Annotated in this window: 6 protein-coding genes and 1 pseudogene; 2 read left to right on the plus strand and 5 right to left on the minus strand. The window is 65.9% G+C overall.

Annotated elements, in window-relative coordinates; translation table 11 throughout:
• Nucleotides 1–250: 250 nt before the first annotated feature.
• Entirely contained in the window at nucleotides 251–2455 is a 2205-nt protein-coding gene (locus tag ALI144C_RS04710; protein WP_083752711.1) for an NACHT domain-containing protein, read from the plus strand.
• Nucleotides 2456–2754: 299 nt separating this feature from the next.
• Here the strand turns inward: ALI144C_RS04710 and ALI144C_RS04715 are convergent, their stop codons facing one another.
• The 5 genes from ALI144C_RS04715 to ALI144C_RS04735 all read right to left on the minus strand — a co-directional run bounded on the left by ALI144C_RS04715 (nucleotide 2755) and on the right by ALI144C_RS04735 (nucleotide 9111).
• On the minus strand, nucleotides 2755–5595 hold the full coding sequence (locus ALI144C_RS04715; protein WP_083752712.1) for a helix-turn-helix transcriptional regulator: 2841 nt from the start codon (nucleotides 5593–5595) through the stop codon (nucleotides 2755–2757).
• Nucleotides 5596–5824: 229 nt separating this feature from the next.
• Nucleotides 5825–6643: an ABC transporter permease gene (locus ALI144C_RS04720; RefSeq protein ID WP_076985758.1), complete on the minus strand. Its 819-nt coding sequence runs from the start codon at nucleotides 6641–6643 to the stop codon at nucleotides 5825–5827.
• Nucleotides 6640–7623 carry an ATP-binding cassette domain-containing protein gene (locus ALI144C_RS04725; RefSeq protein ID WP_076985759.1) on the minus strand — a complete coding sequence of 328 codons (984 nt, stop codon included), beginning with the start codon at nucleotides 7621–7623 and terminating at the stop codon, nucleotides 6640–6642. The genes ALI144C_RS04720 and ALI144C_RS04725 overlap by 4 nt, the downstream gene beginning before the upstream one ends.
• Before the next feature lie 29 nt (nucleotides 7624–7652).
• Nucleotides 7653–8369: a VC0807 family protein gene (locus tag ALI144C_RS04730; protein ID WP_076985760.1), complete on the minus strand. Its 717-nt coding sequence runs from the start codon at nucleotides 8367–8369 to the stop codon at nucleotides 7653–7655.
• 136 nt (nucleotides 8370–8505) lie between these two features.
• A complete protein-coding gene (locus ALI144C_RS04735) occupies nucleotides 8506–9111 on the minus strand; it encodes a response regulator transcription factor (RefSeq protein WP_076985761.1) in 606 nt (201 codons plus the stop codon).
• Between the two features lie 461 nt (nucleotides 9112–9572).
• Here ALI144C_RS04735 and ALI144C_RS04740 point away from each other — a divergent pair.
• A pseudogene (locus tag ALI144C_RS04740) lies at nucleotides 9573–16067 on the plus strand (SDR family NAD(P)-dependent oxidoreductase); the annotation flags it as partial.

Consider the following 16067-nt stretch of genomic DNA (forward strand, 5'->3'; position numbering starts at 1 on the left):
CATTCAGGCAAGGTCGATCACTTGATCCTTCACTCCGTGGCCCGCGTCCGGCGAAATCCAGTGTGCCGTCGGCCGCGTGTCCCGGAGTGGCAAGGGCATCGTTCGCGTCAGCCGGGTACGTCGAGGAGGTACCCGGCGTTCGCGGATCACGGCGCTGTTCGTCCGCAGGCGAACCGAGCCGACTCGGAATTCCGGTCGGAGCTGGCGAAATCCCAGTACAGCCGAAGCGGCGGTTTGGCATCATGGACGCGTGTCGCGCACCCGTCCACCGGTATGGCAGCGGATCAGCATCGTCAGCGGTATCGCCTTTCTCGGCGCGCTCGTGGTCTGGGTGGTGCTGCAACTCGCGAGTGGCGATCTGGAACGCGGTGACAAGATCGCCAGCGTCGTGAGCATGTGTGTCGCCATCGTCAGCCTGCCGCTGACAGTGTTGTCGCTGGTGGCCTCGACACGGCAGGCGAAACCGGACAGCAAAGGCGCGACTGCCTCGCAGCAGTTGGACGCACTGGCCGACATGCTCGCCATAGCGGTGCGCGCCCAGTGGGAGTCCGAGGAGCTCATCCGGCACGTTCACGACCCGTTTCCGTTGCCGTGCAGGTGGAGCAACGCCGCCGAGGAGCTGACCGACCACTGGCAGAACATCCGTGAGTCGCTCGACCTGAACGAACCGGTCCGCCTGGACGACGAGCTCAAGAACATCGCCGGGACCTTCCGCCGCATCCCGTCCGGCAGGCTCGTGGTCCTCGGCAGAGCCGGAGCGGGCAAGACAGTTCTGACCTCCCGGTTCGCGTTGACCGTCCTGGCGGACCGCGCCGAGCGCCCCGGCGAGCCGGTTCCGGTGATCTTCTCGCTGGGGTCGTGGGATCCCGTCGCGTGTCCCCTGCGGGAGTGGCTGGTCGACCAGTTGATCGTCACCTACCCGATGCTGGCCGACAAGGACGCGATGGGCGAGTCGCTGGCCGCGGCGCTGTTGACCACGCGGCGTGTGATGCCCGTGCTCGACGGGTTCGACGAGATCACCGAGGGCCTGCGCGCCGCGGCGATCCGGGCGATCAACGCGGGTTTACGGCCAGGCGACCGGTTCTTGCTGACCAGCAGGCCGGAGGAATACGCGGCCGCGGTCGAGACCGGCGACGTGCTGACCGGTGCGGCGGTGGTTCAACTGGCCGATCTCACCGTCGAGGACCTCGCTCGGTACCTGCCGTTGACCACTCGCAAGACGGGTACACGACACGGCAAATGGCAGCCGGTGCTGGACCGGCTGCACGAGACACCGCGGTCCGGGCCGCTGGCCGCCGTGCTGTCCACGCCGTTGATGGTCTCGCTGGCCCGTGCGATCTTCAGCGACACCAACGCCGACCCGGCCGAGTTGCTCGCACACCGGTCCACGACCAGCCTCGAGAACCGCCTGCTCTCGGGGTTTCTCCCCGCGGTCTACTCGGGTTCCTCGCGTGGTTTCGCAGCCGACGAGGCACGCAGCTGGCTCGGTTTCCTGGCTCGGCACCTGCGCGGAAACGAGACCCACGACGTCGCGTGGTGGCAACTGGTGCACGCCGTGCCCCGGCTGGCCATCGGTTTCACGGCCGGGCTGATGATCTCCCTTGTCGCGACGGTGGGCATCGGCCTGGGTGGCTGGTTCGGGGATTGGCAGGGTGCGAGCGGCCAGTCGGCCTGGATCGTGGCCAGCCTGTGCGGTGGCCTCGTCTGCGGCATCGTCGGCGGAACGATTGTGGGACTGGGCCGGGGGATTCGGCCGTCACCGGCTCGGCTGCGGTTGCGTGTCCGGGGGCGGCTGAGTCGGGTGCTGCACGACCTGCGCGGGATGCGTGCCTGGCGGAACCTGGCTTACGTGTTGGTCTGGGCGGTCGGCGGAACGCTGTTCGGCCTGATGTCGCCGTTGGTCGACAACTCCGCGTCGACCGCACTGGTCGGTTTGAGCGCGGGCCTGTTCGCGGGCACGGGAACGTGGGTCGTCGTGACCGTGATCCGGGCGCTGGGCGCGCCGGTGGACCCGTCCGAGACAGTCAGCCCCGCCGAGTTGCTGCGCACCGACCGCGGCACCGCACTGCGGCAGGGAATGATGGTGGGCGCGGCCGGATCCACTGTGGTGTGGCTGATGATGGGGTTCGCGTTCGAACCGACCTTCGGAGTTCCGCTGGGGCAGGTCTACCAGGACGGGTTGTGGCTCATCAACTGGCTGGTCGCCACGATCGGCGGTGCGCTGCTGTGGATGCTGTTCGTCACGGTGTGGGGGCCGTGGTTGATCGCGCGCCTGTGGCTTCCGCTGACCAGACGTCTGCCGTGGTCGGTCATGGCGTTTCTCGCGGACGCACACCGCCGTGGAGTGCTTCGACAGGCGGGCGGCGTGTACCAGTTCCGGCACGCGCGTCTACGGGACCACCTCGCCGGCCATCCACTTCGGACACCATCACTCGATCGGGTGGGAACGGAATAGTCCGGGACGGGCCGTGGTACCCCCAGCGTACAACGAGATACGAAGGTCCACGAAGGGCGTGGAACGCCAACGGCCCGTAGTTCTCCTGATCCCGAGCAGGAAGGTGACGGGTCAACGCCACAACCGAGTTGTCCTGTGCGTCCGGGCCCCAGCAGGAGGCGGACGCGGGCTGAGCGGGTCAGCCCACCGCCTTAGGGCGTACGGGACCGACTCCGCGGTCGGTTCGCTGGTCGATGTCGTCGACAACCAGCGAACCGACCGCGTCGCGTCGCACACGGTCCTGGGCTGGATCGGTTCGTTCACCCGGCCATGTGGTGGTTGTCGTGCCCGGCCACCTCTGTGACGCACTCGCATTCGTCCGCCGTTTGCCCGGTCTGCAGGAGCACACTCGGCAGGTCTGACCGGCCTCCGATGGAGAGCTTGCGGTAGATGTGGGTCAGGTGCTGTTCGACTGTGCTCAACGTGACGAACAGCTTGCGGCTGATCTCCCGGTTGGTCGCGCCCTGCACCGCGAGGCCGGCGACCCGGCGTTCGGCTTCGCTCAGCACACTCATCCCGCCGCCGACCGGCCTGGCCTGCCCCGTGGCCGTCGTCGAGAGGACGGGCCTCGATGTCAGGGTTCCGCCCTTGTCGATGGCCAGCTTCGCCTTTTCGAGCGTCGCGGTGCTCGACGGACGCGCCGCCGCGGTCCGGTTCGGCCGCAAACCCGGGGTGTGCTTCGGGAGCGCGGGTGCGTCGGTCGACGCGAGCACCTGCTGGGCCGCCAGCTTCACTCGTTGCCCGGAGTCGGTGAACGTGGCCAGTTGTTCCTTCGCCAGTTTCTCCGCCTGGACGCGGTTGCCCAGCCGCAGTTGGGCCTGTGCCGCGCCGACGCGCCACGGCACCAGGCCGGGGATGTCCATCCGCCATGCCGACATCAGGTCGCCGCACCGCTGGAAGTCCATGAGCGCGGCGTGGAACCGCTTGTTCATCAGGCTGTGCTGCCCGCGCGCGTGCAGGTAGTGCAACCCGAACCGGGTCCGGAACATCGTTCTTGGCACCGGCGTCTTCAACATCTGCCGTGCGTCCTTGTGCCTGCCCATCGAGGTCAGTGCCTGCACGAGGGTGCTCAGCGGGAAGCCGATCATCACGCCCCAGCTCTGGGGGGACATGATCTCCATACTGCTGCGGCTGCGTTGCTCCGCCGAGTGGAAGTCGCCGCCGCGTAGCGCGATCTCACCCCAGAGGGCGTACAGCACCGCCTGCCACGTGGTCAGGCCGCGCGCCGCGGAATCCTCCAGCAAGGCCTCGCACCACTCGTTCGCGCGCTCGGTCTGGTCGGCGTAGATCAGGGTGAGCAACGCGCACAGCGTCGAGGGCATCGTGCCGTCGCCCAGTCTGCTGCTCTGCAGGATCTGGTCGGCGTACGTGCTGACCCCGGCCGGCTTCTGCCCGCGCAGCACGTCGTACAACAGGGCTGCGGCCTGCCCGGGGACACCGTTCGTAGGGGTGGCTTGCGCTTCGTCCCACAACGACGACTGGGCGTAGTAGAAGAACTGTTTGATGGGCGCGAACTCCTCACTGGCGTGGAGTTCGGCCATCTCGTCGTGCGCGACGGCACCTGCCAGGGTCTGTTCGAGTTCGTCGAGCCGCCCCAGCCACAGCAGGTGATTGCTGAGGGTCGCCAGTTCGATCGGCTGGAGCCCGCCGTCCTGTGCGGCGGCGCAGAGCGGCTCGACGTGCCGCACCGCGGACGACGGGTTGATCAGCCACTCCACTTTGGCCAGTGCCGAGAGGATGGTGGTGCGCCGCCCGCCGCTGCAGGACTGCGCGGCCAGGTCGAGGTACTTGACCGCCTGCTTCGCGTCGCCCGCCGCGATGGCGTGGTCGGCGGCCACCTCCAGTGTGGACACGCACCACGATTCGGGAGCGCTCCCGGCGGCGACCAGTTGCGCCGCGATCGTCGTCGCCTCCGCGCCGCTGTGGCGCAGCAGCTGCGCCGCCCGCAGGTGCAGCTGGCCACGCAGTTCCGCGCCGACGGTCCCGAGGACCACCGCCTGCGCCTGCGGATGGCGGAACCGGCCCTCCTCGACCAGGCCGCACCCGGTGAGCCCGTCCATCGCCCGGTTGATCACGTACGGGCGCAGCCCGACCAGGTCCTCCGCGAGCTCGGGGGTGGCGTGCCTACCCAGCATGGCGATGCCCTGGGCCAGCAGTTTGCTGTCCTGGCCGAGCCGGTGGAAGCAGGTCGCGACCGCGCGCTGGAACGCCTTTCCGGCGACCAGTTCGGCCGCCGGTTCGGCCGCGTCGCCGAGGTTGTCCTTGAGCAGCGCCTGGACCAGCAGGGGATTGCCGCCGCTGACGGCGTGCACGCGCCGGGCGAGGTCCTGTGGTTCGTCCACTGTGGTGCCGTCGCTGATCAGCTCCTGGACCCCCTGCACGGACAGGGGGAGCAGTGGCACGTATTCGCAGTAGGACCGGCCCAGGATCTCGTTGTGGAACGCGAGCTGGTGGGTCGCCGTGGTGGGTCGTTGGCTGAACACCACCATCAGCCGGCCCACCTGCAGCCGCCTGGTCAGATAACGCAGGGCGTGCAGCGACGGCGCGTCGCTGAACTCGACGTCGTCCACGACGACCACGACCGAGTGTTCGCGGGCGAGGTCACGCAGGATGCCGTGGAAGAATCCCGGCACCACGCCGTGTCCGTCCGGATTTCCTTGATTGTCCGGATGTGTCAGGCCGTCGAGCAGCGCGTCCGCCCGTGCCGCGATTTCGGGCGGGAGAATAGCACTGTTCAGCAGCTGGTTCAGCACACCACCGGGCAACTCCTGCTCTTCGGGTGAACCCGCGGCGGTGAGGAGAATGGCACCCCTGTTCTTGACCTGGTGGCCCATTGCCCGGAGTAGTGCGGTCTTTCCGCTCAGTATTTGTCCTTCGACGACTGCCATGGCGCCGTGGCCATTGGCACTCGACGAGAATATCTCATCGAGAATAGCTAGCTGTTCACGTCGTTCGGCAAGCAACTTGAGACCCCCCAGGGTGAAGTTAAGCTCGTCTAACCCCGGCGTGGTTTCAGCGTTGCCCCCAGCAAACCAAACCCCCACCAGCGGTCGGACGGAGTATATCCGACGCCGGGGGGTGTGGTGCGTCTCCGTTGTCACATATGCGCATATCCCTGCAAAGATATTCGGACCATCCGTGTCCAGTTTATCCTGGTTCCCCTCGGAAGAACTCGATGTCGTCTCGATACAGTAATGCGCGAGTAAAGAAAACGCGGCCGAGATGTCCAGTTCATCCGGTTTAAGCTTGTTGGGAAACGTTCACTCTCGTGTCGGTGTGGAAAGTCGGTGTTCAACTGCGGCTGAATACCATCGGTAGTGCACCGTTAAATCATCGCGCGGTGAGTCCGTAACGGCGTCCGGCCAGGGGGACGAAGATGAGCAGCAGCAGCGCCGACCAGCACAGGGTGGCCAGGATCGGGTGCTGCAGCGGCCAGGCCGTCGACTGGACGACACCGGGATTCCCGAACAGCTGCCTGCAGGCCGCGACCAGCGCGGACACCGGGTTCCAGTCGGCGATCGTGCGCATCCACGCAGGCATCCCGCCGGTGGGCACAAAGGTGTTGGACAGCATGCTCACCGGCAGGTACAGCGGCGCGAGCTTGTCCGCGGTGGACTCGTTACGCACCCGCAACCCGAGGTACACCCCAGCCCAGTTGAGCGAATACCCGAACAGCAGCAGCAGACCGAACGCCGCCAGCATCGACGGAATGCCATTGTGGACACGCCAGCCGACGGCCAGCCCGCACACCGCCATCGCGATCATCGCGAACACGGAAACGATCAAGTCGGCGCCGGTCTGTCCGAACGGGATGGCCAGCCGCGCCATCGGCATCGACCGGAACCGGTCCATCACGCCCTTGTCGCCGTCGGCGGCGACCTTCTGCAGCGTCGCCACGACCGCGGACGTCGCGATCATCGTGAACAGGCCCGGTGTCAGGTACTCGCGGTAGTTGCCGCCGCCGGGCACGGGGATGGCGCTGCCGAAGATGTACCCGAAGATCACGATCATGATGATCGGGAACATCAGCGTCCCGATGATCTCACTGGGGGTGTGGCGCAGCTGGGCGAGGTTGCGGCGGACGATGGTCCATCCGTCGACGAACGTCCAGCGGAGACTGTTCGTGTTCCCGGGTGTGAGGGTGGTCATTCGGCTGCGCTCCCGGCAGGTTCGAGTTCGTCGGCCATGTCTCCGTGTCCGGTGAGGTGCAGCAGCACCGCGTCCAGAGTGGGTTCGCGCAGTGAGACGTCCTGCGCGACGACGCCCGCGGCGTCCAGCTCGCGCACGATGGTGGGCAGGTTCGGCCCGCCGACCACCGAAACGCTGACAGTCCTGATCTCCGCGGCGATCGACGCCGAGGCCCCGGTCAGCCGCTGCATCACCGCCGCCGCCTCCGGGAGGAACCGCTGGTGCTCGACGACCACGTCGATGCGACGGCTGATCGCCGCCTTCAGCTCACCCGGCTGACCCGACGCGATCACCTTGCCGTTGTCCACGACCGTGATGTCGTCGGCGAGTTCGTCCGCCTCGGTCAGGTACTGGGTGGTCAGCAGCACGGTGGTGCCGTCGGCGACCAGCTGCCGGATCGTCGCCCAGATCTCGTTGCGGCTGTACGGGTCCAGACCGGTGGTCGGCTCGTCGAGGAACAGCACCGGCGGGGCGACGATCAGGCTCGTGATCAGGTCGAGACGGCGCCGCATACCACCCGAGTAGTTCGACACGAGACGGTGCGCCGCCTCGGTCAGGTTGAACCGCTCGAGCAGCGCGTCGGCTCGTTTCTGGACCGCGCTTTCCCCGATGTGGGACAACCGGCCGAACAGCACGAGGTTCTCCCGGCCGGTCAGCTTCTCGTCGAGCGCGGCGTACTGACCGGCCATGCCGATCATGTGCCGCGCCTTGCCCGCCTCCTTGACGACGTCGTACCCGGCGATCTCCGCCCGGCCCGAGTCCGGGGCCAGCAGGGTGGCCAGGACGCGGATCGCTGTCGTCTTGCCCGCGCCGTTCGGGCCGAGCAGGCCGCAGACGGTGCCCCGCGCGATGCTGAGGTCGAACCCCCGCAGGGCTTCCTTCTTGCCGAAACGTTTCCGCAGGCCTTCGGCCAGCACAATGGGGCCGTCGGTTCCGGTCATGCTTTCTCCCAGTGAAGCGTGCTGGTTCGTCAGAGGGCGGCCTGCGACTGCGCCGCGGTCGGCGTCGAGTCCGTGCCAGGCCGCGCGCGGCTGGCGACGTCCTCGTTGATGAGCGCCTCGGCCGACTGGGTGAGGATCCCGGTGAGGATGCCCGCCCAGCTCAATGCGGTGATCAGGATGACGGTCGAGAGCCAGACCATCGTGTCGACCGGGATGATGAAGGCCAGGATGATGCGGGCGACGGCTTCCAGAACGAGCAGACCACCCCAGATCGCCGCGCACCGGCGTTCCAGCCGCAGCAGCCTGCCCGCCGCGGAAAGGCGGTCCCACGCGGCGACCCGCTCGGGCTTGCCGCGCGTGTAGAACGGCTTCAGGCCCTGGGTCATCATCGGCTTCGACGAGAACACCGAGAAGAACGCGACCAGACCGACGATGCCGGTGCCCAGCGAGTCCTTCGCGATGAGGAACCGCGCCGAACCGGACACGAACGACAGCGCGATCCCGACCACGCTCACGATCAGCACCAGCAGAGCCAGCGACTCCAGCGAGCGCGCCCGTACCCACGACCACAGCACCCGCAGGGCGCAGAAGATCCCACCGGCGGCGAGCGACCACAGGTCGTCGACACCGAAACCCGAGTGCAGCCCGTAGAACAGGATCAGCGGTACGCCCACGTCCAGCAGCAGCGGGCGCAGCGAATCCAGCAACGACCCGAACCGGCTCGCCTCAGCTGCGGCCTCTGCCATGGTCCACGCACCTCATCGTCATCGCACTGGCTCAATCGATCCCCAGCATGGCGTTTGAGCGCCACGTACACATCTGTGATCCGTCGTGACATCCGTACGACAAATGTCATATCGCCTGGATGGCGGGTCCGGCGGCTCAGAGCCAGCCGCGTTCCTCCGCGATCCGGGCGGCCTCGGCGCGAGTGCTGGCGTTGGTCTTGCCCATCGCGTCCGAGAGGTAGTTGCGCACAGTCCCGCTCGACAGGTGCAGTTCGGCGGCGAGCGTCGCGATCGTGGAACCGCTGCCCGCTCTCCTGAGCACCTCGCGTTCGCGTTCACTGAGCGGATTCACCCCGAGCGTCAACGACTCCGTCGCCAACGCGGGATCCACCACGTGCGTGCCCGCGTGCACCCGCCGCACGGAGTTGGCCAGCTGCTCGGGCGGTGAGTCCTTGACGATGAAACCCGCCGCGCCCGCGGCCATCGCCCTGCTGACGTAACCGGGCCTGCCGTACGTGGTGCAAATGACCACACGGCACGACGGCACGGCTTCACGCAGCTCGGCGGCGACCTCCAACCCGTCCTTGTTCGGCATCTGGATGTCGAGCAGCGCGACGTCAGGCCTGAGCCTGATCGCCGCATCCAGCGCCTCGTCCCCGGTGCCGACCTGGGCGACCACCTCGATGTCCGACTCGAGACCCAACATGGCTGCCAGCGCGCCGCGGACCATTGCCTGGTCGTCGGCGATGAGCACCCTGATCATGAGTCGTCCCCCTCGGCTGGACGCAGTTGCCGCGAGCCCTTCCCGCACGTAAACAGCCCGATCACGGTAAATCATCCCAGACGCGTCCCGTCTGGAGTAGCGGCGTGCGAAGACGCCGATCATCCAGCCGGGCCGCGACCGACGAAACGAACATGCCCTGGCGGCGGTACGGGCGACAACCCCTAAGTGGACGGTCGTCGCCGGCGAGCCCGCAGCTGTTCCTCCAGGTCACGGTGCTCACCCCTAGGCCCCTTAGCTTCGAGCTAGGGGTTGGCGCGTCCAGGCGGCAAACGTAGCGTGACACTGAAATTCCCGCATTGTCTGCTGATTTGTTTTAACTGGGGCGAAATGTCTTCGCGGTACCCGCTGCCGTGAAACGCGTGGACGAATGTCGGGTTTTTCCGTTCTGTGGGGATATTCGGATCGCTATACCGTCTGGGGTGACAGTTTCGGTGGGGAACGAGCAGAAGCTTCTCGACTACCTCAAGCGGACAACCGCCGACCTGCGGGAGACGCGCAAGCGGTTGCGTGAACTGGAGGACAAGGGCTCCGAGCCGATCGCGATCGTCGGAATGGCCTGCCGGTTCCCCGGTGGCGTGACCGGCCCGCACCAGCTGTGGGACCTCGTCACCGCGGGTACCGACGCCGTCACCGAATTCCCGGTGAACCGCGGCTGGGACCTGGAGAACCTCTACCACCCGGAACCCGGCCATCCCGGAACCTCGTACACCCGCGAGGGCGGCTTCCTGCACGACGCCGCCGAATTCGACCGGGAGTTCTTCGGCATCAGCCCGCGCGAGGCCCTCGCGATGGACCCGCAGCAGCGGCTGCTGCTGGAGACCTCATGGGAAGCCTTCGAGAGCGCCGGAATCGACCCGCACACCGCCCGCGGCAGCCGGACCGGCGTGTTCGCGGGCGTGATGTACCACGACTACGCGGCCCGCATCCACGACGTGCCCGACGACATGGACGGCTACCTCGGCAACGGCAGCTCCGGCAGCATCGCCTCCGGCCGCGTGGCCTACACGTTCGGCTTCGAGGGTCCTGCGGTGACGGTGGACACGGCGTGTTCGTCGTCGTTGGTGGCGTTGCACTGGGCGATCCAGTCCCTGCGCCAGGGCGAATGCACCATGGCACTGGCCGGTGGCGTGACGGTCATGTCCACCCCGGACACGTTCATCGAGTTCAGCAGCCAGCGCGGCCTGTCCGCCGACGGCCGCTGTAAGGCTTTCTCCAGCACTGCCGACGGCACCGGCTGGGCCGAAGGTGTCGGCATGCTGCTGGTGGAGCGGTTGTCCGATGCTCAGCGGTTGGGGCATCCGGTTTTGGCGGTGGTGCGGGGTTCGGCGATCAACCAGGACGGCGCTTCGAGCGGACTCACGGCGCCGAATGGTCCTTCGCAGCAGCGGGTTATTCGTCAGGCCTTGGCGAACGCGGGTGTCTCTGCCTCGGATGTCGATGTTGTGGAGGCGCATGGCACGGGCACGACGCTGGGTGATCCGATCGAGGCGCAGGCGTTGTTGGCCACCTATGGCCGGGATCGTACTGAGCCGTTGTGGTTGGGGTCGGTCAAGTCGAATCTTGGTCATACGCAGGCGGCTGCTGGTGTGGCTGGTGTGATCAAGATGGTGCTGGCGATGCGGCACGGTGTGTTGCCGCGGACGTTGCACGTGGCTGAGCCGACTCCGCACGTGGACTGGTCGGCTGGTGCGGTCGAGCTGCTGACCGAGTCGCGTGTTTGGGAGCCTGCTGAGCGTCCGCGGCGGGCTGGTGTGTCGTCGTTTGGGATCAGTGGCACGAATGCTCATGTGATTCTGGAGCAGGCGCCGGATGTTCCGGTGGTGGAGCCGTCGGTTGCTGCTGGGGTTGTGCCGTGGGTTTTGTCGGGTAGGAGTCCGGAGGCTGTCCGGGCTCAGGCTGAGCGGCTTAGGTCCTTTGTGGGGGATCGTCCTGAGCTGTCTGCGGTGGATGTGGCTTATTCGCTGCTGACCAGTCGATCCGCGTTTGGCCATCGTGCCGCTGTGGTGGGTTCGTCGAGGGATGAACTCTTGGCCGGGTTGGGCACGGCCGACGTGGTTGGTGGGTCTGGTCGAGTTGGTGTGGTGTTCACGGGTCAGGGTGCGCAGTGGGCTGGGATGGCCGCTGGGTTGTATGGCCGGCTCGAGGTGTTCACGAAGGCCGTGGACGAGATCTGCGTACTGATGGGCCTCGAGCCGTCGGTGGTGACTGACCCGGATGCGGTGGTTGACCCGACCGGGACTGCGCAGCGGGTGCTGTTCATGATCGAGGTGGCTCTGTGGCGGCAGTTGCAGGCCTGGGGTTTGAAGACTGAGGCTGTTGCGGGTCATTCGGTTGGTGAGATCTCGGCTGCTCATGTGGCTGGGGTGTTGTCGCTTGAGGACGCGTGTGTGTTGGTGTCTGCGCGTGCTCGGTTGATGCAGGCCCTGCCTGAGGGCGGTGCGATGGTTGCTGTGGCCGCCAGCGAGGACGCCGTGGCTCCGCTGTTGGTGGATGGTGTGTCGATCGCTGCGGTGAACGGCCCGGCCTCGGTTGTGTTGTCCGGTCTTGAGTCTGTTGTGGACCGGGTTGCCGGTGCTCTGGCGGATCAAGGTGTGAAGACTCGCAAGTTGCGGGTCAGTCATGCGTTCCATTCGGCGTTGATGGAGCCGATGCTGGCGGACTTCGCTGAGGCGATTTCGGGTATCGAGTTCGGGACACCGAGTCTCAGCGGGGTTTCGACTGTTACAGGTGCGGCGGTCACAGACGAGTGGAGTGACCCCGAGTACTGGGTTCGGCAGGTTCGTGAGCCGGTTCGGTTCGCGGATGCCATCGCGACTCTTACTGCGGGTGTGGGTACGGTTCTGGAGATCGGGCCGGACGCGGTGCTGTCAACCATGGGCCCCGACGACGTGGTCTTCATCCCGACCTTGCGTCGTGACCGTGACACCGAGGTCGAGCTTGTGCGGGCGTTGGCACGTTTGCACACCCATGGCGTTGCCGTGGACTGGGCGTCCTTCTTCGCGCCTTACACGCCGTCCCGGGTTGAATTGCCGACTTACGCCTTTCAGCGGCAGCACCTCTGGCTGGACAACCCAGTTCCGTCCGTTGCCAATGTGGCGACCGCAGGGCTTGGTGCGGTTGAGCATCCGTTGTTGGGTGCGGTGGTGGTGTCGGCGGACTCGGAGCGGGTTGTGTTGTCGGGTCGGGTTTCGTTGCGTGAGCAGTCGTGGCTTTCTGATCATGTGGTTGCTGGTGTTGTGTTGTTGCCCGGGACCGCGTTTGTTGAGATGGCGGTGCGGGCTGGCGACGAGGTCGGGTGTGACCTGGTCGAGGAGTTGACTTTGCAGGCCCCGCTTGCTCTCTCTGACTCCGGTGCGGTGCACTTGCAGGTCATCGTCGGTGAGCCTGACCAGGCTGGTCGTCGCGGTGTCGATGTGTACTCCCGGCCGGAGGACAGTGTTCAGCAGGAGTGGGTCCACCACGCCACCGGCACACTGGCCAGTGGTGCCGCTGGCGTTGAGGGGCTGGTGGAGTGGCCGCCTGCCGGTGCCGAGTCGGTGTCGTTGGATGGTTTCTACGAGGGCCTTGCTGTGGGTGGGTTGGCGTATGGGCCGGTGTTTCAGGGTGTTCGGGCGGTGTGGCGTCGTGGTGGGGATGTGTTCGCCGAGGTCGCGCTTGAGGATTTCAGTGATGTGGAGGGTTTTGGGGTTCATCCGGTTTTGTTGGATGCTGCGTTGCATTCGTTGGTGGTGCGGTCTTCCGATGAGGTTGAGGGGCCTTCGTTGCCGTTTGTGTGGTCGGGTGTTGCCGTCCACGCGATCGGCTCGACTCATGCTCGGGTGCGGCTGAGTGCTGATGGGTCGATCATGCTGGCAGATTCCACGGGTGCTCCGATCGTCACGGTGGATTCGTTGGCCACGCGTACGCTCGATACCGCCTCCCTACAGGCCGCAGCACGCACCGAGTCACTCTTCGCTGTTCAGTGGTCGCCGGTGTCCGTGGTGTCTGCCGGGTATGCCGTTGGCACGTTGTTGCGTGCGACCGGTGATTCCGACGTGCGGGTTCGTACGGTCTGGGCATTGGAACGGGTGCAGGAGTGGTTGCGTTCTGGTGAGGGTGTGTTGGTGGTGGCGACTTGTGGTTCGGTTGCTGCGCTGGAGGGTGATCAGGTTGTGGATCTGGCTGGGTCTGGTGTGTGGGGTTTGGTGCGGTCGGCGCAGTCGGAGCACCCGGGCCGGTTCGTTCTGGTGGACACCGACACCACAGACGCTCTCGACAACATCGACCTCTCGGAAGTCCTTGCCACTGGCGAACCGCAACTTGCCTTGCGTGGTGGTGTTCTGTATTCAGCTCGCCTGAATTCTGTATCCGCGAGCGCGGGCGGTGGCTGGGGCGAGGGTTCTGTTCTGGTGACGGGTGCGTCGGGTGCGCTGGGTGGTGTGGTGGTTCGCCATCTGGTGGAGCAGGGTGTGCCTGGTCTGGTGTTGGTCAGCCGTCGGGGCGGTGACGCGCCGGGGATGACTGAGTTGGTTGAGTGGGTTCGCGGGCGTGGTGCGCAGGTGGTGGTAGCTGCGGCGGATCTGGCTGACCGTGCGCAGGTCGATGTGGTGTTGGGCCTGGCGCCTGCGGGTTTGCCGGTCACGTCGGTGGTTCATGCGGCTGGTGTGCTGGATGACGGCGTAGTGGAGTCTCTCACTCCGCAGCAAATCGAGGCGGTTCTGGCGCCGAAGGCCGACGCTGCGTGGAACCTGCACGAGGCCACTCTGGACTTGGGGTTGTCGCGGTTTGTGTTGTTCTCGTCGGCTGCGGGTGTGTTCGGCAATGCTGGGCAGGCGAACTACGCGGCGGCGAACTCGTACTTGGATGCTCTCGCGGCTTACCGGATCGGGCGGGGCCTGCCTGCGGCGTCGTTGGCGTGGGGTCTGTGGCAGCGCGGCATGGGCGACACGCTCAACGAAGGAGACCTGCGGCGTCTCACCCGTACTGGACGTGCGCTGACAGATGAAGAAGGTATGGCTCTCTTTGAGCTGACCAGTGCCGGTGGGGTGTGGGTGCCGACTCATCTGGATCCAGCCGGATTCGTGGCCGAGTCCGGAGAAGTTCTCGCTCTGCTGCGCGGTTTGGTGCGACCTTCCGTTCGTCGTGGTCGTGCTCGGCACTCTGACACCGACTTTGCGGCGCGTTTGGTTGGTTTGGATGTGGTGGGTGTGCGTGCGTTGGTGTTGGAGGTGGTGTGTGCGGAGACGGCTGCGGTGTTGGGTTTTGGTGGTGGTGGGGATGTGGTTGCGGGGCGTGCGTTTGGTGAGTGTGGTTTTGATTCGTTGATGTCGTTGGAGTTGCGTAATCGTTTGGCGGCGGTGGTGGGTGTTCGGTTGCCTGCGACGGTGGTTTTTGATTATCCGAGTCCTGAGGTGTTGGCGGGGTGGTTGGTTGAGGAGTTGACCGGTGGTGTTGTTGAGGTGGGTCAACCGGTTGTGGGTTCGGTTGTTGACGAGCCGGTCGCGATCGTGGGTATGGCCTGCCGCTACCCAGGCGGTGTCACGTCCCCGCAGGACCTCTGGGAGCTCCTCACGGAAGGGCGAGACGCGATCTCGTCGTTCCCGGACAACCGCGGCTGGGACCTCGAAGCGCTCTACGACGCCGACCCCGATCACGTAGGCACGACGTACACGCGTTTTGGTGGTTTCCTGGATGGTGTTGCTGATTTTGATCCGGGGTTTTTTGGGATTTCGCCGCGTGAGGCGGTGGCGATGGATCCGCAGCATCGGTTGTTGTTGGAGGCGTCGTGGGAGGCTTTTGAGAGCGCTGGGATTGATCCGCGGTTGGTGCGGGGTAGTAGGACTGGTGTTTTTGCTGGGGTGATGTATCACGACTATGCCTCGGTTGTGGAGAACTCGGTCGAGCAGGTCGAAGGATTCATGGGGACCGGCGGCAGCATCGCTTCCGGCCGTGTTTCCTACACGTTCGGCTTCGAGGGTCCTGCGGTGACGGTGGACACGGCGTGTTCGTCGTCGTTGGTGGCGTTGCATTGGGCGATCCAATCTCTGCGCAGTGGTGAGTGCAGTTTGGCGTTGGCCGGTGGTGTGACGGTCATGGCGACCCCGGAGACCTTCATTGACTTCAGCCGTCAGCGTGGGTTGTCCGTTGACGGTCGGTGCAAGCCGTTCGCGGCTGCGGCGGATGGGACTGGTTGGGGTGAGGGTGTCGGCATGCTGCTGGTGGAGCGGTTGTCCGATGCTCAGCGACTGGGGCACCCGATTCTTGCGGTGGTACGGGGTTCTGCGATCAATCAGGATGGTGCGTCGAATGGTTTGACGGCGCCGAATGGTCCGTCGCAGCAGCGGGTGATTCGTCAGGCCTTGGCCAATGCCGGTGTGGCCGCGTCTGAAGTCGATGTTGTGGAGGCGCATGGCACGGGCACGACGCTGGGTGATCCGATTGAGGCGCAGGCTTTGTTGGCGACTTACGGTCAGGAGCGCGGCGGAGAGCCGTTGTGGTTGGGGTCGGTCAAGTCGAATCTTGGTCATACGCAGGCGGCTGCTGGTGTTGCTGGTGTGATCAAGATGGTGCAGGCGATGCGGCATGGTGTGTTGCCTCAGACGTTGCATGTCGATGAGCCGACGCCGCATGTGGATTGGTCTGAGGGCAATGTCGAGCTGCTGACCGAGTCGCGTGTTTGGGACACCAACGGTCGTCCGCGTCGGGCTGGTGTGTCGTCGTTCGGGATCAGTGGCACCAACGCACACGTCATCCTGGAGCAGGCTCCTAACAGCCTTGCGGCGGAGGCACCGAATGTCTCCGGTGTGGTGCCGTGGGTGCTGTCGGGCAAGAACTCGGAGGCGGTTCGGGCGCAGGCTCTACGGTTGCGGGCGTTTGTGGAGGATCGTCCTGGGTTGTCCGTGGTGGATGTGGCCTACTCGCTAGCGACTACGCGTGGGGTCATGGATCAGAGGGCC

Source organism: Actinosynnema sp. ALI-1.44, from assembly GCF_001984155.1.
Classification (GTDB): Bacteria; Actinomycetota; Actinomycetes; order Mycobacteriales; family Pseudonocardiaceae; genus Kibdelosporangium.